The organism is Altererythrobacter sp. (assembly GCF_050299635.1).
Taxonomy (GTDB): domain Bacteria; phylum Pseudomonadota; class Alphaproteobacteria; order Sphingomonadales; family Sphingomonadaceae; genus Erythrobacter.
The window spans coordinates 1-17,281 of the sequence record NZ_JBNKWF010000011.1; the positions used below are offsets into that span (position 1 = coordinate 1).

A 17,281-nucleotide genomic window follows, 5' to 3' on the forward strand; every position below is an offset into this window, starting at 1 on the left:
CGCCATCAGTCCGGCCATTCCTGCAAGAAGGTTCCTACGCTTCAAAGCGACCTCCCGTAATCATGGCGCGGATTTGTTCGATGGGCCCCGAAAGCAGAATCAGGACAATGTGCACGAGGAAGAACCCTGCAATGGCCCATGCGGTGATGAAATGGAGCGAGCGGGCACTCTGCCTTCCGCCAAGCAGGTCCACCAGCCAGGGTGCCGCCGGTTCGAAGCCCGGGCTGATCGCCAGACCCGTGGCAATCATCAGAGGCAGGAATATTCCCAGCACCACGCCATAGGCGAGTTTCTGGAGGAAATTGTATCTGGAACCCTCATGCTCGAAACTGAGCTTCAGATGCTGGACGATATCGTGCCAGATCGCGCGCGGATTCCATTCGCCTGGCGAAGTCATGACGTCGCGTTGGAAATGGCGGTTTGCGAGCATGGCGATCCACATGAACAACAGGCCGAGCGCGAATGGCCAGGCCATCAGCACATGCCAGGCCCGCGCCTGTGCAAGACTGTAGTAATCCGGGATGGTCATCCAGCCGGGGAAGCGCGGCACGGCAGTCCATGCGTCAGCCGGATTGAAGCCATAATCGCCCCAATAAAGGTAGCGATGCGCGTTTGAGATGTTCAACCCGCTCATGAACAGCACCACGACGCAAACGAGATTGAGCCAGTGCCACAAGCGGGTCGAGAACGCGTGGCGTTTCATGCCCTGGCACTCATGACTGCGCCATGATCTCGCGGGCGAGATAAATCACGTCGCGCGGCTGATCGAGCATGTGCTGGCCGCTGTCGACGAACAGCGTCTCACCGCTCCTGAGCGTTCCCTGTGCCAGGAAGAGGGCGGCATGGGCGACTTCTTCGATACCGGTCTTGCGTTCCAGCAGGTTGAGCCTGTGCGACACCTCTGCCTCGTCTTCGGTCTGGTCATGACTCGGCAGGATCGCACCGGGAGCAAGGCCGTAGACGCGGTCATCTGCACCTGCCGCACCTTCAGCCAGCATCGGGATGGTTGCAGCGGCCGCGTGCTTGCTCATCGTATAGCTGAAGAAGTCAGGGTTGGGGTTTTCCAGCTTCTGGTCGGTAAACTGGATCACGCAGCGCCCCTGCCTGGCGCTGGCGTGGGCGAGGAACGTCTGCGCCATTCGGGCAGGGGTTACGGCATTGATCTGCATCGCAGCCCGGTTCGTTTCCGGATCCAGTGCGGTTACATGGTCTGACCAGAAGATGGCCGCGCAATTGATCAGCACCCGCCAGTCGTCGAGCCGGGCCGCCAGTTCCTTCACCATAGCGACAGCCGTATCGCCATCGGCAAGATCGCATTGGATCGTTTCGGCGGATGGAAGCGAAGCAGCAAGTTGATCCGCATCTTCCTGAGATTTGCCGTAATGGATGATGACGTGCCACCCGGCCTCGCCAAACTGACGGGCGATCTCCGCGCCAATCCGGTGCGCGCCCCCGGTCACCAATACTGAAGGCTTGGACATAAAATCTATTCAGCAGATTCCCGGCATCTTGGCTAGGTAGAGCGGTGATACGATGGAGAACACTCGATGAAGCTCGATTTGGTGGATGTCTTCGGTTCCGGCCCGTTCAAGGGGAACCCGTTGGGCGTAGTTCATGGTGGCGATGCGCTGAGTGCGGAGCAGATGCTCAGGCTCACCCAGTGGCTGGGTTTCTCGGAAACGACGTTCCTGTTGCCGCCCACCGATCCTGCAGCCGATTACCGTTTGCGCATTTTCTATCCAGCCGGCGAATTGCCTTTCGCAGGGCATCCCACGCTCGGTTCTTGCCATGCCTGGCTGGAGGCTGGCGGCACGCCGGGGAAGGCTGGAACCGTGGTGCAGGAATGCGGCGTCGGCCTGGTGGAGATCAGGCACGATGGCGATTTGCTCGCCTTTGCCGCTCCGCCACTGACCAAGCATGAGCCGCTGACAGATGCGGAACTCGATCACGCTGTGGCAATATGTGGAGTCGAACCTGAAACGGTGGTCGAGGCAGTACATGTCAGCAACGGGCCACAATGGCAGTTGCTAAGGCTCAGGACTGCAGACGATGTGCTTGCGGCCGATCCGGTGGCAAAGGCTCCGGCGGGAACGGACATCGGGCTGGCCGGCCCTTGTGTCGGAAGCGATCGGGCCGATTGGGAACTGCGCGCATTCTTCGGAGCCGCGCAGGGCCGCTTGATCGAGGACCCGGTTACCGGCAGCTTCAACGCAGGCGTGGCGATGCATCTGTTCGGCAGCGGCTTGGTGCAGGGCAGCTATCTTGCTGCGCAGGGACGGAAGACGGGAGCGGACGGTATCGTCCACTGCTCGCTCGACGATGGTGGCAATGTCTGGATCGGCGGGCGATGCGCGACGATCTCGTCAGCCGGCGATCTTCCGGTATTCGGCTGAGCAAAGCAAAGGGCGCGACCGCTTCCCGGCGGCCACGCCCATCAAAATTGCCTGTCTCAGACTGTCAGCGGCAGCTCAGGCTGCCGCGATCGATCTCACGACCGATTACACCGCCAACGGCAGCGCCGAGCAGAACGCCCAGCGTCTTGTCGCCGCGACCGGCCAGTTCGTGACCCGCCAATGCGCCGACGCCCGCTCCGATCACCAGGCCGGTCGTGCCATTGTCGCGCTTGCAGTAATATCTGCCATCGCGACCGCGCCACATGTAGCTGTCGCGGGTGATGCGGCGGGGCGTGACGTAATAGCCGCGCGAATCATACATCGCCCGGTCCTTGGCTCGCTTGCCGTGAGCGGGTGCCCAAGGCGGCGGATCGGCGGCAGCGGGCGCAGCCGTACCTAGCCCCGTGAGAGCCATTGTTCCGGCGGCAAATGCGAGTGCAAGCTTCTTCATTGTGTCCTCATTGAAGGCTTCGAATTGCCTTCGATATTCCGCGATCAGGTGAAACCTTGGCTGAACGATCAGAATTAAAAGCGAATTAGGGTTGAATTGTGCGAGTTTGCCGGTGGGCCGTGCAGTTCAGCCGCTATTTTCGGCCTTTGCGGCTGCCTTCTTGCGCCAGTCGCTGCTCAACGCCTCAAGCGCAGCCAATGCACGCAAGTTCTCTCCGTCCGGCGCCGACGTCGGGTCGAGCAAAGTGGCGAATGCTCTTGCGATGGGCCAATCGCTTTCGCGGCGTTCGATCAGTTCCAGCGTGTCACCGGCCTCGGCCATGCCTTCCTCGATCACGCGATAGTACCACCCGCAAATGTGCGAGCGCAGGATGCGGGCGAGCATCCCCTTGCGGCCGAAGCGATGTTCGATCTTCCAGCACGGTTTGCGAGGCTGGCTGACTTCCAGCAGCGCGCCACCCAGACGGAACCGATCGCCAATACAGACATCGCGTTCGGTCAGGCCGCCAGCATGGATATTCTCGCCAAAGGCTGCGGGGCGGGAGAGCAATTCGTGACCGCCGAGCCATTCCTCCCAACCGGCATAGTGGTCGTGCGGATAGTGATGCACTGCCATATCCACGCCGCCATGATGCACGCGGTCTGCCTGTGCATCGCCTTCAAGACCTGTGAAAGTGATCCGCACCTGACCATTGACAGGATGCTTGCCGATCGCGCTCAATTCCTCGCCGCGGAAGATTTCCGGTTGGCCGACGCAGAGCGCTTCGACCCGACAGTTCATTCCCCGGCAGCCGCCGCCGCTTCGCGGTCGAGTTGGGCGCGGCTCTTCTTTTCCGCCGCTGTCTTGAGCTGCCCGCATGCCGCATCGATGTCGCGCCCGCGCGGTGTACGGACCGGCGCGCTGATGCCGCCTTCGAACACGATGTCGGAAAAGCGCTTGATCCGCTCCGGCGTGGAGCATTCGTAAGGCGTGCCGGGCCAGGGATTGAACGGAATCAGATTGACCTTGGCTGGCAGCCGGTACTGCTTGATCAACCGGACCAGCTCATGCGCATGCTCGTCAGTATCGTTCGTGTCCTTGAGCATGACATACTCGAAGGTGATGCGCCGCGCATTGGACGCTCCGGGATAGTCGGCACAGGCCTGCAATAGCTCCTCAATGCCGTATTTCTTGTTGATCGGGACGATCTCGTCGCGGATTTCCTTGGTCACGGCGTGGAGCGAAACCGCCAGGTTCACGCCGATTTCCTCGCCGCATTTATCCATCATCGGCACAACGCCGCTGGTCGAAAGGGTGATGCGGCGCTTCGACAGGGCCAGCCCGTCGCCATCCATCACCAGGCGTAGCGCATCGCGAACGTTTTCGAAATTATAGAGCGGCTCGCCCATGCCCATCATCACGATATTGGTCAGCAGGCGACCATCGGCGGTGTAATGTGCGCTGTCCTCGGCGTCATCAAGGCCAGCCATGCTGCCCTTGGGCCATTCGCCGAGTGCGTCGCGCGCGAGCATGACCTGGCCTACGATCTCGCCGGGAGTGAGGTTGCGCACCAGGCGCATGGTGCCGGTGTGGCAGAAGCGGCAGTTGAGCGTGCAGCCTACCTGCGAAGAAACGCATAGCGTCCCGCGATCCGCATCGGGGATGAAGACCATTTCGAAATCATGCCCGTCCGCGGTGCGCAGCAGCCACTTGCGCGTGCCGTCGCTCGAATGCTGGGCCTCGACCACTTCGGGGCGACCGACGACAAACCGTTCCGCCAGCCACGGGCGCATGGTCTTGGCGATATCGGTCATCGCATCGAAATCGGTCACGCCGCGATGATAGAGCCAGTGGAACACCTGCTTGGCGCGCAGCTTGGCCTGTTTGGCGTCAAGCCCGGCATCGGCAAACAGTTCGCGGATGCGCTCGCGCGGCAGGCCGAGCAGGTCGATACGGCCATCTTCGCGCGGCGTGATGTCACGCGCGACGGGAACGGGATCCACCTGTCCGGGGATCGGCATGAGGTCTGTATCGGCCATGGAGGCGGCGCATATAATGCGCTGCTGCCCGATTGGCTAGCGTTGTGAAATTATCTGCGTGCGCAGCCGACCGTCGCTGCGTCAAGCGCGGTCGCCACACCTGCCAGCTGATAGGTGTTGGAGAAACGCCGCCCCCTGGTATCGGTCGCGCTCACGATCATGCGCCTTCCTCCCCGCATTGCAGCGACAATCGCCGCATCCATCGCTGCGTCTTTCGCCCATGCGTCGCCGCCGCCGCCAGTCAAGGCAAAGCGCCTGGAATTGATGATGAGGGTGATCGAGCGAGTTTCCGCAACCTTGCGCGAGAGGCGCAGGTGGAACTGCCCGCGTATGTTCTTCTCGGGCCAGGTGCTCACCGTCGCATAGGGTTCGTAATCACGTTCGAGCTTGCTCGGCTCGGGCTTGGCGATGGCGTAGCAGCGGGGCACCGAAGGATCGCGAAAGGCAGCCCAGCCGGAAAAGACGCCCAGGCTGTCTTTCGCTGCAACAGGTGCAGAACATGCCAGCAGTGTAAGGACGAGTGGAAGGGCGCGCATGGCGGCGTGATTGCCTGCTCCGGCACTATTTGCAACCATCAAGAGGCATCGGGATAGGCGATCGCCAGGACTTCCCATTCCTTTGCACCGGCAGGTATCTTGACCACGCGCAAGTCTCCCACGCCTGCTCCGCGCAGCGCGCGCGCCATGGGCGAGTTCCAACCGATCCGGCCCGTTGATGCGTCCTGCTCGTCATCGCCAACCAATGTGACTGTTCGCTCATTGTCATCCTCGTCCGCGAGAGTGACTGTCGCACCAAAGAAAACACGGGCCTTGTCAGGCTGGTCGGCAGGGTTGACCACGCGTAATTTCTTCATCCGGCGGGCGAGGTGAGCCAGCTCGCGGTCGATCTCGCGCATCCGCTTGCGGCCATAGAGATAGTCGCCGTTTTCGCTGCGGTCGCCATTGCCCGCCGCCCAACTGACGATTTCCACGATCTCCGGCCGCTCAGTGCCGAGCAGATGGTCATAGCGCGCCTTGAGCGCGAACATCCCCTGCGGAGTGATGGGGTCGCCTGCAGGTTCCACGCGTTATTCCCGTTCAACGCAGGAAGTTGGCAATCGTGCGCGGCCTGCCACCCGGCGCCTTGTCCGGGTTCATGTTGTCATAGGCCACGGCATTGCCGAGCACGCGCATGATATAATAGCGGGTTTCGAAATTGGCTGGAATCTTCTCAATCCAGGTAACGTAATCGATCGCTCCAGTGCGCGGGTCGCCATTCATACGCAACCACTGGTTCACTCGTCCCGGCCCGGCATTGTAGGCACCGATGGCGAGCGGATAGGCTCCGCCGTAATAATCCAGCAGACGGCGGAAATAGGCGTCGCCCAGGCGGATGTTATACTGTGGGTCGGCAGTGAGATCGGCGGACATGTAATTCATGCCCATTTTGCCTGCTTGCTCGCGCGCAGTACCGGGCATGAGCTGCATCATGCCGCGCGCACCGGCATGGCTGACGCGCGTGCGATCAAATTCGCTTTCCTGCCGCATGATCGCGTGCGCCATGGTCCAATCGGTTCCGTAAGGCACCTGGACGGTGGGATGGGCCAGGCGCTCAAACCCGGTCAGCCCGTGTTCGGGAGCAGTCGCTCCCGCCACAACGGCAAATTCGTCAAGCTTGAGCTGGTGCGCGAGGTCAGCCACCAGGGCCATCTTTTCCGGCGTATCGGCTGAATCCGCCAGCGCACCGAAGAAGGCGCGTTCGGTTCGCCAGTTGCGACGGTTGGTCGCAATCGCCTTCAGAGCTTTGACCAGCGGCGAATTGGCGAACTCTGCTCTTTGCTCGGGAGTCGGGACGGCTTGCGGGAGCTTGGCGAATTGGGGCATCGGCTTGCCCAGTGCGCCGAGCGCCAGCTGCCCGTAATATTGATCGGCATATTGGCTCGCTGCGGTGAAGTAGCGCTCCGCATCGGCTTGCTTGCCTGCCTGCCGCGCGGCCCGTCCAGCCCAATAGAGTCCTTTGGAGCGGGTCAGCGGAGTCTTTGCCGCCATGCCATAGCGATAGAAAAGCGGCGCGGCTCTTGCCCCGTCACCCAGGCTCCACAGCGCCTTTGTGCCGCCCAGCCACATCAGATCGGTATATCGATCGCGCAGCCGGTAAGAGCCGTCGCTGATATCGGCGCCAGGTGCGAACAGGTCATCGACAGAAGCGGCGATGCTGGCCGCCTGGCCAGAACTTGCACCCTTGGCAACCTGCAGCATTTCGCCAACCAGTGCTTCGGGATCGAATGGCAGGCTGGAGAAGCGCGGGCGGCTAGTCAGCAGCGCCACCGCACGCGGCATCTGGCGGTTCGCCCGGTAATATTTGACGAGGTTATAGACCACGCCGGGATCGCTGAGCCAGGCGCTGGGGATCGCGACTTCATCCCCTGCGTCGATATGATCTTCGACCAAGGCGAGCCGCGCCATGACACGAGCGCGCTTGTCAGCTGAAACCATCAACTGATGGCGCCGCGCAGCCTCTGCATCGCCTTGCCACAACAGCGCATCCATTCGCGCGTCATTGTCTTCCTGAGTGAAGGACGATGCGAACATGCCGAGGATATAGGCTTCCGCCGTTCCGCTCATGCTGCCGCCACGCCAGGCTTCGCGCGCGACCTGCTTTGCTTCTGGCCGCCCTTTGGCTGCCAGCGCCAGCGCATAGCGCGCGCGGCCGGAATTGGTCAGGGGCGGGTTCCTGTCGAAGAATGCCAGCAGCGCTTCTGTCGAGGGAGCTTCATTGTCGAGCGCATTTTCGGCGCGCGTCCTGAGCAATTCCTCCTTCGGAAAGCCGGGATAGGCGAGCACGAAACCGGCATAGGAATCGAAGCCGAGATCCTTGGTATTGGCAAGGTAGTCGAACCGGTCGACCGCCCGCATTATCGCCTGGGGCTGTTGCGCAACCATCTGGACGGTGGCGCGGTTCTGCCGTGCCAGATCCTGCGCCAGCAACGGCGCGGCGCAGGCGAGTGCAGCCGTCCCGAGAATCAAAGCGAATCTGTATTGATTGCGATGCATGCTGGACATTGTGCTTGGCTGATCCTTATCAGGCGCTGAATCAATTACCCGTTTGGGCACTTCACACGCTGTTTAGTGCCGAATTATGTGGCCACGAAAGGTCCTAAGGCAATGTTTTCCGGTTCAATCCCCGCTCTTGTGACTCCTTTTCGCGACGGATCGTTTGACGAGGCCGCTTTTAGGCGTCTTGTCGACTGGCAGATTGAGCAGGGTTCGAAAGCCTTGGTGCCTTGCGGGACTACGGGTGAGGCCTCGACTCTGTCCAATGCCGAACACCACCGGGTGATCGAAGTCTGTATCGAACAGGCCGCAGGTCGCGTTCCCGTGATCGCCGGATGCGGCAGCAATGATACACGCAATGCGTTGCTGCATATGAATTTCTCGAAGAAGGCGGGGGCTGCGGCGGGTCTTTGTGTCGCGCCCTATTACAACCGCCCGAGCCAGGCGGGGTTGATTGCGCATTTCAGCTATCTTGCCGAAAACAGCGATCTGCCGATCGTGCTCTATAATGTGCCGGCCCGGACAGTGACCGATCTTGAGGACGAGACGGTAGTTGCCCTGGCGAAGATGCATCCTGACAGGATCGTCGCGATCAAGGATGCCAGCGGGGACCTGTCGCGCGTGGCAGACCATCGCATGGGAATCGGCAAGGAGTTCTGCCAGCTTTCGGGCAATGACGAACTGTGGCTGCCGCATTCCGCCGCAGGAGGCAGCGGTTGCATCTCGGTGACCGCCAATGTCGCACCTGCGCTGTGTGCAGCATTTCATGAAGCGATCGCGGCAAACGATCTGGTGCAGGCGCGCGAGATCAACGATCGTCTGTTCCCGCTGCATTATGCGATGTTCTCGGATGCCAGCCCGGCTCCGGTCAAATATGCGCTGAGCCGGGTGATGGAAGGTTTCACCGACGAGGTTCGCCTGCCGATCGTCCCCTGCAGCGAGCCCGCACGCAAACAGGTGGACGAAGCCCTGGAGCATGCCGGTCTGGTCTAGACGCGCCGACCTCCCTTTCAATGGTCGCCGTTCACTCCTACATGCCCTCGCACTATGGCTCGTCCGAAACCAGAAACCTTCGACAAGCAGAAGACCGTCGCCGAGAACCGGCGCGCGCGGTTCGATTATGCCATCGAGGAGAAGTTCGAGGCGGGGCTGGCGTTGCAAGGCACCGAAGTGAAGGCATTGCGCGCTGGCGAAGCCACGATTGCTGAAAGCTATGCCGAAGTGCGCGATGGGCAAGTGTGGCTGATCAATGCCAACATTCCCGAATATAGCCACGGCAACCGGCTGAATCATGAACCGCGCCGCCCGCGCAAGCTGCTGCTCCACCAACGCGAAATCTCCAAGCTGTTCGGTGCGGTCGAGCGCAAGGGCATGACGCTGGTTCCGCTGTCGATCTATTTCAACAGCACCGGGCGCGCGAAAGTGGAACTGGCGCTGGCCAAGGGCAAGCAGGCGCATGACAAGCGCCAGTCGATCAAGGAACGCGACTGGAAGCGCGACAAGGCACGGTTGATGCGCGAGAAGAGCTGATCGAAGGGGTATCTCCGTCAGCAGAATTCAGCGCTTGGACAGTGTGGTATTGATACCCATATCGATAGCCATGCCCGCTCTGCCGATTATCCCTGATGAACCCTTGCGAAAGATTGGCAAGCGGAGCAAGGCGAGCGCGACGTCATGAGCACTTTCGGATCAAAGACCTGGCTGGCCGACACACTGCGCAGTTACATGCCCAGTCGTGAGGATATGGCGCGCAACCGGTTCCTTGCTCCGATCGCGCATAGATTCCTTTCTCCAGAGCTTTGGCGCTTTACGCGCCGTTCTGTTCCGCGCGGTGTCGCATTGGGTCTGTTTGCCGCCTTTATCGTGCCGATTGGCCAGATCTTCCTTGCGGCCTTCCTCGCACTTCCTGCACGGGCGAATGTACCGCTTTCTGCCGCGGTAACTTTCGTCACCAATCCCTTCACCCTGCCGTTCTGGCTGGTGGTGGCGAACCGTGTGGGGGCGTTTGTGCTCAAGGTCGATGCCGTGACCGTTGGCGTCGCCAATGACGAACTCAACAGCGGACGATGGGCCTGGGTCATCGAAGCGTTCCAGGTTGCAGGCGTCACGACGTTCGGCTTCATTGTCCTCTCGGTCGTCTCGGCCGCGATTGGCTATCTCCTGTCGAGCTTCCTGTGGCGTTACATCGTGGCGCGGAAGCGCGCGCGTCGATTGCGAAAGCTTGAGGCCAGGCTTGACGAGCGGTTGAAGGCACAGAAGGGATGAAGGCGATCGAAGGGGAGGCAGGTCGGCAACCAATCATGCTGATGGGCGGGCTTGGGCTTGCCATGTTTGTCAGCGCGGTCTTGCTGTGGTTCGCTTCGGGCGAGATCGTGCTTGCCGCTGCGTTCACTCTGGCGCTTGCAGTCCTTGTTTCTGGGGCATTCGTGCTTGACCGGATGCGGGCTCAGCCCCAGTCCGATGCGCCGTCATCGCCAGATTGGTCGGTGACCTTCGCCGCCATCGAGCAGCCCGGGATTGGTGTGGCAATCACCGATCGCGCCAACCGTCTCACCTGCGCCAATAGCGAATTTGTCGAATGGTTCGGCGCCGCCAGTGCTCCGCCGAATCTCCCGCTCGAACGGTCTGCATTCGAAGCGCTGACCAAGGTCGCGCGCGAAGCCTGGCGCGATGGATCGGCCCGGCTCGAAAATCTTGGTGGTGGCGAGGAAGACATGCCATCCTGGGCGGTTTCGGCTGAGCGGGCGGGGAGGGGCGAAGATCATCTCGTCTGGCGTTTCCGAAGGATTGAACCCAAGCTGATTGATGCTCTGGCCAGCTATGACGTGACAGGCCCGTTTGGCCGTATCCTTTCCCGCTCAGGCATTGAAAGCGCGATCACATCTCCAGAGGGCCTGATCAAGAGCGTGAGTGCCGGTTTTGCCGAACGCGCTGCGGGCGATCCGGCTGCGACGCTCGCGGGGCAGGATTTCGTATCCTTCCTGCGTTCCGATGATCGCGACCGGATATTCTTCTCGCGCGAAGGCCGCGGAGGAACGCCGCAAACGCTGATCCATATCCCGCTGGAAGATCCGCGAGAGAAGTACGCTTCGGGTCCGGACGAAGCGCAATCGCTGATGCTGCTCGTTGACAGCGGCGTGGGTATTGGCGGCGGATGGGACGGATCCTCGCAAGCCGGCGTCGCTCAACTCGAGGCGCTGCTGGGGCAATTGCCGCTGGGCCTTGCCATGACCGACCGCGACGGGCGTTTCCTGTTCGGCAATGATGCCTTCCTCCGTTCGATCGAGCGCGAGGGCAGGGGGCTTCCTGCGTTTCCGACCGATCTGGTAGTGCGCGAGGACAAGGCTGCGCTGTCAGATGCAGTCAGACGACACGGCCGCGGCCCGGCGACCAGCGGCAATATGGCGCTGCGGCTGACAACCAATCCGGAAGAACCTGTCTCGATGGGAATAGCGGGCGTGCGCGGACTGGGCGAACCGGCGGTGCTGCTCAGCCTGTCGGATTCGCATGAAGAAACGCAGCTCAAACGGCAGGTCGCACAAGCGACCAAGATGCAGGCCGTGGGCCAGCTCGCTGGCGGTGTCGCGCATGATTTCAACAATGTGCTGACGGCCATCATCGGAACCTGCGACCTGATGCTGCTGCGCCATACGCCGGGTGACAGCGACTATGACGATATCCAGCAGATCCGGGCCAATTCGAACCGCGCAGCCTCGTTGACGCGGCAATTGCTCGCTTTCTCGCGCCAGCAGACCCTGCGACCGGAAATTCTGCAACTGCCGGATGTCGTCAGCGAAGTCGGTCCGCTTATCAAGCGGCTGCTGGGCAGCAGAATCGAGTATGTCGTACAGCATGATCGCGATCTTGGGCCGGTGCGGGCTGATCCGCAGCAGCTCGAACAGGTCATCATGAACCTCGCGGTCAATGCCCGCGATGCGATCCAGTCCAGCGGCGATGGTTCGGGGCGCATTTCACTCTCAACCCGCCGCGTGACGGTGCGCGACGTCGAGAAGATGGGCTCGGATATCCTGCCCGCCGCGGACTATACTGTGCTGGTGGTGCAGGATACCGGGGGAGGAATTCCGGCGGAAGCGCTGCCCAAGCTGTTCGAGCCATTCTTCACGACAAAGGAACAGGGGAAGGGCACTGGCCTCGGCCTCTCGACCGCATATGGCATCGTGAAGCAATCGGGCGGGTTCATATTTGCCGACAATATCGATGGGCAGAAGGGGCGTGCCACGGGCGCGCGCTTCACCGTCTATCTCCCCGTGCACAAGGGCGAAGTTCCGCAGAAACCTGTCGAAGTTCCGGTCGAACAATCGAGTGAATGGTCGGGCGGCGGGCGGGTCCTGCTTGTCGAAGACGAAGACATGGTGCGCGCGGTTGCCGAACGGGCCCTGTCGCGAGCTGGCTACAGCGTCACATGTTGTTCGGACGGTGAAGAGGGGTTGGCCGAGATCGAGAATGGCGGCGAATTCGACCTGGTGGTGAGCGATGTCGTGATGCCGGGAATGGATGGCCCTGCCATGGCGCGTGGTATTCGCAAGCTGCTGCCGGATCTGCCGGTGTTGTTCATGTCGGGCTATGCCGAGGAACAATTGCGTAAGGATATCGATATTCCCAATATGCACTTCCTCGCCAAGCCCTTCAGCGTGCAACAGATCGGGGATCGGGTTGCTGAAGTGATGCGCAAGGCGAGCGCAAAGTAGAAGCTGAGATAGCGCCGGAAAAATATTTTTGTTCCGCTCTTGTTCTTATGGAACAAATCGGATACATCGCATTCCAACAAGGGGCCAGAAGGGCGATGGTCGATAAACGGCCGGTAGCCCTAGGCAAGCGAAGGAGGCCATGCGATGTCCGCGAATCTCAAACTGGTAGAAAAGGAATCTTCCGTGGATCGTCAGAAAGCGCTCGACGCTGCGCTGGCCCAGATTGACAGGGCATTTGGCAAGGGTTCGGCGATGAAGCTGGGCTCGAAAGAAGCGATGAATATCGAATCGATTTCGACCGGCTCGCTTGGCCTCGATATCGCGCTTGGCATCGGCGGGCTGCCCAGAGGTCGCGTGGTCGAAGTTTATGGCCCTGAGAGCTCGGGCAAGACCACTCTGGCGCTGCATGTGATTGCGGAAGCGCAGAAGAATGGCGGCACGGCAGCCTTTGTCGATGCCGAACATGCGCTCGATCCGGTTTACGCCAAGAAGCTCGGCGTCGATATCGACGAGCTTATCGTGTCGCAGCCCGATACGGGCGAGCAGGCACTCGAAATCACGGATACGCTGGTACGTTCGAACGCGATCGACGTGCTGGTGGTCGACTCGGTGGCCGCGCTGGTTCCCCGCGCTGAAATCGAAGGCGAGATGGGCGATTCCCACGTCGGCCTTCAGGCGCGCCTCATGTCCCAGTCCCTGCGCAAGCTCACCGGGTCGATCAACCGTTCCAAGTGCATGGTGATCTTCATCAACCAGCTGCGCATGAAGATTGGCGTGATGTACGGCAATCCCGAGACGACGACGGGCGGCAATGCGCTCAAGTTCTATGCTTCGGTGCGGCTCGACATTCGCCGCACGGGCCAGATCAAGGATCGTGACGAAGTGGTGGGTAACTCCACTCGCGTGAAAGTGGTCAAGAACAAGGTGGCTCCGCCGTTCAAGCAGGTCGAGTTCGACATCATGTATGGCGAGGGCATTTCCAAGATCGGCGAAATTCTTGATCTGGGGGTCAAGGCCGGGCTGGTGGAGAAGTCGGGGAGCTGGTTCTCCTATGACAGCATTCGCATCGGTCAGGGCCGCGAGAATGCCAAGAGCTACCTCAAGGAAAACCCGGAGATTTGCGACAAGTTGGAAGCCGCCATTCGCGGCCGCACCGATGAGGTCGCCGAGGAGATGATGGCGGGTCCGGACGCGGAATCCTGACACTTTTCTTCAAGCGGGCGCCAGTTGCGCCCGGAAAAATGGAAAGCCGGCGCGCACCCAGCCATCCGGGTCGCGCCGGTTTTTCATTGCATGGTCGATGGCGTCGATCCGGATTTGGCGAGGCCAAATCCAGCACCCGGCTCCGGCCCTCTCCCCCTCCCAGCCACCCGATATTGTCTCTGGGCAACCTATCGGGTGGCTGGGAAGGGGAGATGGCTGGCACCGAATCACAATTGGCTCTGCCGAACACTTCATGCAGCTTATTCGTCTTGTAGCCTGCGGCGCGATTGCCTAACTGCGCTTCCATGACATCGACCAACGAGATCCGCCGGTCCTTCCTCGACTATTTCGCCGGTGCAGACCATGCCGAGGTGCCAAGCGCTCCGCTGGTGCCCTACAATGATCCCACGCTCATGTTCGTCAACGCGGGCATGGTGCCGTTCAAGAATGCCTTCACGGGGTTGGAAACGCCCCCGGCACCGCGCGCGACCAGTTCGCAGAAATGCGTGCGGGCGGGGGGCAAGCACAATGATCTCGACAATGTCGGCTATACCGCGCGGCACCATACCTTCTTCGAGATGCTGGGGAACTTCTCCTTCGGGGACTATTTCAAGGAGCAGGCGATTCTTCACGCCTGGACGCTTCTCACGAAAGAATGGGGCATCCCGGCAGACAAGCTGACCACCACCGTCTATCATACGGACGATGAAGCCTTCGACCTTTGGCGCAAGATCAGCGGCCTTCCTGAAGAACGCATCATCCGCATCCCGACGAGCGACAATTTCTGGTCGATGGGCGATACCGGACCCTGTGGCCCCTGTTCGGAAATCTTCTACGATCATGGCGATCACATCTTCGGCGGCCCTCCCGGCAGCCCCGATGAGGATGGCGATCGCTTTGTCGAGATCTGGAATCTCGTCTTCATGCAGTTCGAGCAGCAGGCTGATGGCACGCGAAACGACCTGCCCAAGCCTTCGATTGATACCGGCATGGGGCTCGAGCGGATCGCTGCGGTGATGCAGGGCGTGCATGACAATTACGATACCGACACATTCAGGGCGCTGATCGCCGCCAGTGAAGCGTTGACCGGCGTGCCCGCAGAGGGCGACCAGCAGGCGAGTCACCGTGTGATCGCGGATCACTTGCGCTCGACCAGCTTCCTCATGGCCGATGGCGTGCTGCCTTCCAATGAAGGGCGCGGCTATGTCCTCCGGCGGATCATGCGGCGCGCCATGCGCCACGCGCATCTGCTCGGCGCGAGTGAACCGCTGATGCATCGCCTCGTCCCGGCGCTCGTTACCGAGATGGGGCAGGCCTATCCCGAATTGCAGCGCGGCCAGGCGTTGATCCAGGAAGTGCTGCAGCGGGAGGAAACGCAGTTCCGCAAAACGCTGGAGAAAGGCCTCAAGCTGCTCGATGAAGCCACCGGCAGTATGGATGAGGGCGGCGAACTGGATGGTGAGACCGCCTTCAAGCTCTATGACACCTACGGCTTCCCATACGATCTGACCGAGGACGCGCTGCGCTCGCGCGGCATCGGGGTCGATCGCGGCGGTTTCGACGCTGCGATGGATCGGCAGAAGGCCGCTGCCCGCGCGGCCTGGAAAGGTTCGGGCGATGCGGCCTCGGGCGAAGTCTGGTTTGACATTGCCGAGCGCGAAGGCGCGACCGAGTTCACCGGCTATGCCTCGACCAGCGGAGAAGGCAGCGTGGTTGCCATCGTCAAGTCCGGCCAAGAGGTTAAGCGCGCCGACGCCGGTGACGAGGTGGTCATCCTGACCAACCAGACGCCCTTCTATGGAGAGAGCGGCGGCCAGACCGGCGATACAGGCACAATCTCGACACCAGAGGGGCTTTTGGCAAAGGTCAGCGATACGGCCAAGCCGTTGGGCCGGCTCCATGCGCATCAGGCGAAGATCGAAAAGGGTTCGGTCAAGCTGGGCGACACGGTGCATCTGGACGTCGATACGGCTCGGCGTGACCGGATCCGAGCAAATCACTCGGCAACGCACCTTATGCATGCCGCGCTGCGCAACCAGCTGGGAGAGCATGTCACGCAGAAGGGTTCGTTGGTGGCGGATGACCGGCTGCGTTTCGACTTTTCGCACCCAAAGCCGCTCACGGCAGATGACATCGCGGCGATCGAAGCCGAAGTGAATGCCGAGATCCGCGCCAATGAAACGGTCGCTACGACGCTCATGAGCCCGGACGAAGCGATCGAGGCAGGCGCGATGGCACTGTTCGGCGAAAAATATGGCGACGAAGTGCGCGTCCTTTCAATGGGACGCAAAGGCACGGAGGGTCGCAATTATTCCGTCGAGCTTTGTGGCGGCACTCATGTGAGGGCGACCGGCGATATCGGTATCTTCCGGATCGTGTCCGAAGGCGCGGTGAGTTCTGGCGTGCGCCGCATCGAAGCGCTGACTGGTGAAGCAGCGCGGAGCTGGCTGGTTTCCCGTGAGGAAGCGCTGAAGGTAGCTGCAGGGGCCATCCGTGCGACACCGGAGGATGTACCAGCTCGAATTGCGGCGTTGCTCGACGAGCGCAAACGGCTCGAAAAGGAACTGGCGGACGCAAAGAAGGCGCTGGCGCTGGGAGGCGGCGGAGCGGACGGCGGAACGGCGCAGGCCGCTGATGAAGAAATCGCTGGTGTGACCTTTAGCGGGCAGGTGATCGAGGGACTCAATCCCAAGGAACTTCGTCCACTGCTCGATGAAGCGAAGTCACGCATGGGATCGGGCGTTGCGGCGATCTGCGCTGTGAACGACGGCAAGGCTGCCTTTGCTGCTGCCGTGACCGACGACCTGACAGACAAGTTCAACGCGGTCGATCTGGTACGTGCGGGCGTGGAAGCGCTGGGCGGCAAGGGCGGGGGCGGGCGCCCTGACATGGCGCAGGGCGGCGGACCAGACGGCGCAAAGGCCGATGAGGCCATCGCCGCAGTCAAGGAACTGTTGGCCGGTTAAGCGGGAGCCGGGTGCAATCTGGCAAGGACCGGACGAAGGCGCGCTTCCACGCTGCGTAATCTGGCCGAATCGCTCGCGGTCTGGGCGGAAGCGGCCATTTCGGTCAGCTCGGTTTCGATACCATCAAGCACACTTCGCTCATCGCCATTCGGGCCAAGCCCGCGCGCATAATCGACCAGATACAGCAGATCGAAACATTTGCGCAGCGCCAGGAAGCTCTCGGCCATTGGACGCAGCAGCGCTGGATCGTCGCGCCAGTCCTTGCCGCCGAACAACGTTTGGACGACATGCTGCCCGGCGCCGAAACATTCGAACTGGATGCAGCCGCCGAACCCGTCCCGCCCGCGCGTTGCATATATAGAGCAGAGCCCGCAGGCGTCGAGCTTCGGACATGCCTCGCCTGCTTGCTTGCGCGCAGAAAATCCCGGCATCTCATCGGAAGGATAGGCGATACAACACAGCGCTGCGCAGCGGCTGCAATCGGATCGGGTCTCAAGCTTACCGGGCAC

General features: G+C 61.3%; 16 protein-coding genes. 7 read left to right on the forward strand and 9 right to left on the reverse strand.

Features of this window, described 5'->3' with window-relative positions:
• Positions 1–34: 34 nt before the first annotated feature.
• Both ACQY6C_RS07540 and ACQY6C_RS07545 read right to left on the reverse strand, forming a co-directional pair.
• A complete protein-coding gene (locus ACQY6C_RS07540; protein ID WP_427966997.1) occupies positions 35–703 on the reverse strand; it encodes a cytochrome b/b6 domain-containing protein in 669 nt (222 codons plus the stop codon).
• 10 nt (positions 704–713) lie between these two features.
• Positions 714–1,481 carry an SDR family oxidoreductase gene (locus ACQY6C_RS07545; protein WP_427966999.1) on the reverse strand — a complete coding sequence of 256 codons (768 nt, stop codon included), beginning with the start codon at positions 1,479–1,481 and terminating at the stop codon, positions 714–716.
• Between the two features lie 66 nt (positions 1,482–1,547).
• On the opposite strand from ACQY6C_RS07545, the gene ACQY6C_RS07550 reads away from it, so the two are divergent.
• Positions 1,548–2,393 carry a PhzF family phenazine biosynthesis protein gene (locus ACQY6C_RS07550; protein ID WP_427967000.1) on the forward strand — a complete coding sequence of 282 codons (846 nt, stop codon included), beginning with the start codon at positions 1,548–1,550 and terminating at the stop codon, positions 2,391–2,393.
• A gap of 64 nt (positions 2,394–2,457) precedes the next feature.
• Here ACQY6C_RS07550 and ACQY6C_RS07555 read toward each other — a convergent pair whose 3' ends face one another.
• The 6 genes from ACQY6C_RS07555 to ACQY6C_RS07580 form a co-directional block, all read right to left on the reverse strand.
• Positions 2,458–2,844, reverse strand: a complete 387-nt coding sequence (locus ACQY6C_RS07555; protein ID WP_427967003.1) for a glycine zipper 2TM domain-containing protein — start codon at positions 2,842–2,844, stop codon at positions 2,458–2,460.
• Between the two features lie 126 nt (positions 2,845–2,970).
• Positions 2,971–3,624 carry an MOSC domain-containing protein gene (locus tag ACQY6C_RS07560; protein ID WP_427967006.1) on the reverse strand — a complete coding sequence of 218 codons (654 nt, stop codon included), beginning with the start codon at positions 3,622–3,624 and terminating at the stop codon, positions 2,971–2,973.
• Entirely contained in the window at positions 3,621–4,862 is a 1,242-nt protein-coding gene (gene rlmN, locus ACQY6C_RS07565) for a 23S rRNA (adenine(2503)-C(2))-methyltransferase RlmN (protein WP_427967009.1), read from the reverse strand. Before rlmN ends, ACQY6C_RS07560 begins: the two co-directional genes overlap by 4 nt.
• A 50-nt stretch (positions 4,863–4,912) precedes the next feature.
• Positions 4,913–5,398: an invasion associated locus B family protein gene (locus tag ACQY6C_RS07570; protein WP_427967012.1), complete on the reverse strand. Its 486-nt coding sequence runs from the start codon at positions 5,396–5,398 to the stop codon at positions 4,913–4,915.
• A 38-nt stretch (positions 5,399–5,436) separates the two neighbouring features.
• Positions 5,437–5,925: a transcription elongation factor GreB gene (gene greB / locus ACQY6C_RS07575; protein WP_427967015.1), complete on the reverse strand. Its 489-nt coding sequence runs from the start codon at positions 5,923–5,925 to the stop codon at positions 5,437–5,439.
• A gap of 13 nt (positions 5,926–5,938) precedes the next feature.
• Positions 5,939–7,903: a lytic transglycosylase domain-containing protein gene (locus ACQY6C_RS07580; RefSeq protein WP_427967018.1), complete on the reverse strand. Its 1,965-nt coding sequence runs from the start codon at positions 7,901–7,903 to the stop codon at positions 5,939–5,941.
• Between the two features lie 102 nt (positions 7,904–8,005).
• Between ACQY6C_RS07580 and dapA the strand changes: the two genes are divergently transcribed.
• The 6 genes from dapA (at position 8,006) to alaS (ending at position 16,772) form a co-directional block, all read left to right on the forward strand.
• Positions 8,006–8,887, forward strand: a complete 882-nt coding sequence (gene dapA, locus ACQY6C_RS07585; protein WP_427967021.1) for a 4-hydroxy-tetrahydrodipicolinate synthase — start codon at positions 8,006–8,008, stop codon at positions 8,885–8,887.
• Between the two features lie 54 nt (positions 8,888–8,941).
• Positions 8,942–9,424: an SsrA-binding protein SmpB gene (gene smpB, locus ACQY6C_RS07590; protein WP_427967024.1), complete on the forward strand. Its 483-nt coding sequence runs from the start codon at positions 8,942–8,944 to the stop codon at positions 9,422–9,424.
• Positions 9,425–9,568: 144 nt separating this feature from the next.
• On the forward strand, positions 9,569–10,159 hold the full coding sequence (locus ACQY6C_RS07595; RefSeq protein WP_427967027.1) for a DUF2062 domain-containing protein: 591 nt from the start codon (positions 9,569–9,571) through the stop codon (positions 10,157–10,159).
• Positions 10,156–12,603 carry a response regulator gene (locus tag ACQY6C_RS07600; RefSeq protein ID WP_427967030.1) on the forward strand — a complete coding sequence of 816 codons (2,448 nt, stop codon included), beginning with the start codon at positions 10,156–10,158 and terminating at the stop codon, positions 12,601–12,603. The genes ACQY6C_RS07595 and ACQY6C_RS07600 overlap by 4 nt, the downstream gene beginning before the upstream one ends.
• A 144-nt stretch (positions 12,604–12,747) precedes the next feature.
• Positions 12,748–13,806, forward strand: coding sequence for a recombinase RecA (gene recA, locus ACQY6C_RS07605; protein ID WP_427967033.1), 1,059 nt, complete (start codon positions 12,748–12,750; stop codon positions 13,804–13,806).
• Between the two features lie 305 nt (positions 13,807–14,111).
• Positions 14,112–16,772, forward strand: a complete 2,661-nt coding sequence (alaS, locus tag ACQY6C_RS07610) for an alanine--tRNA ligase (protein WP_427967036.1) — start codon at positions 14,112–14,114, stop codon at positions 16,770–16,772.
• On the opposite strand, the gene ACQY6C_RS07615 is transcribed toward alaS, so the two are convergent.
• Positions 16,769–17,281, reverse strand: coding sequence for a hypothetical protein (locus ACQY6C_RS07615; RefSeq protein ID WP_427967039.1), 513 nt, complete (start codon positions 17,279–17,281; stop codon positions 16,769–16,771). The two genes, alaS and ACQY6C_RS07615, sit on opposite strands and share 4 nt — an antisense overlap.

Bases quoted from the DNA above. Each gene is read 5' to 3' on its own strand.
- recA (WP_427967033.1), top strand. From the start codon at position 12,748: ATGTCCGCGAATCTCAAACTGGTAGAAAAGGAATCTTCCGTGGATCGT.
- ACQY6C_RS07545 (WP_427966999.1), bottom strand. From the start codon at position 1,481: ATGTCCAAGCCTTCAGTATTGGTGACCGGGGGCGCGCACCGGATTGGC.
- ACQY6C_RS07560 (WP_427967006.1), bottom strand. From the start codon at position 3,624: ATGAACTGTCGGGTCGAAGCGCTCTGCGTCGGCCAACCGGAAATCTTC.
- ACQY6C_RS07555 (WP_427967003.1), bottom strand. From the start codon at position 2,844: ATGAAGAAGCTTGCACTCGCATTTGCCGCCGGAACAATGGCTCTCACG.
- alaS (WP_427967036.1), top strand. From the start codon at position 14,112: ATGACATCGACCAACGAGATCCGCCGGTCCTTCCTCGACTATTTCGCC.
- dapA (WP_427967021.1), top strand. From the start codon at position 8,006: ATGTTTTCCGGTTCAATCCCCGCTCTTGTGACTCCTTTTCGCGACGGA.
- ACQY6C_RS07580 (WP_427967018.1), bottom strand. From the start codon at position 7,903: ATGTCCAGCATGCATCGCAATCAATACAGATTCGCTTTGATTCTCGGG.
- ACQY6C_RS07570 (WP_427967012.1), bottom strand. From the start codon at position 5,398: ATGCGCGCCCTTCCACTCGTCCTTACACTGCTGGCATGTTCTGCACCT.
- rlmN (WP_427967009.1), bottom strand. From the start codon at position 4,862: ATGGCCGATACAGACCTCATGCCGATCCCCGGACAGGTGGATCCCGTT.
- ACQY6C_RS07600 (WP_427967030.1), top strand. From the start codon at position 10,156: ATGAAGGCGATCGAAGGGGAGGCAGGTCGGCAACCAATCATGCTGATG.
- smpB (WP_427967024.1), top strand. From the start codon at position 8,942: ATGGCTCGTCCGAAACCAGAAACCTTCGACAAGCAGAAGACCGTCGCC.
- ACQY6C_RS07540 (WP_427966997.1), bottom strand. From the start codon at position 703: ATGAAACGCCACGCGTTCTCGACCCGCTTGTGGCACTGGCTCAATCTC.
- ACQY6C_RS07550 (WP_427967000.1), top strand. From the start codon at position 1,548: ATGAAGCTCGATTTGGTGGATGTCTTCGGTTCCGGCCCGTTCAAGGGG.
- ACQY6C_RS07595 (WP_427967027.1), top strand. From the start codon at position 9,569: ATGAGCACTTTCGGATCAAAGACCTGGCTGGCCGACACACTGCGCAGT.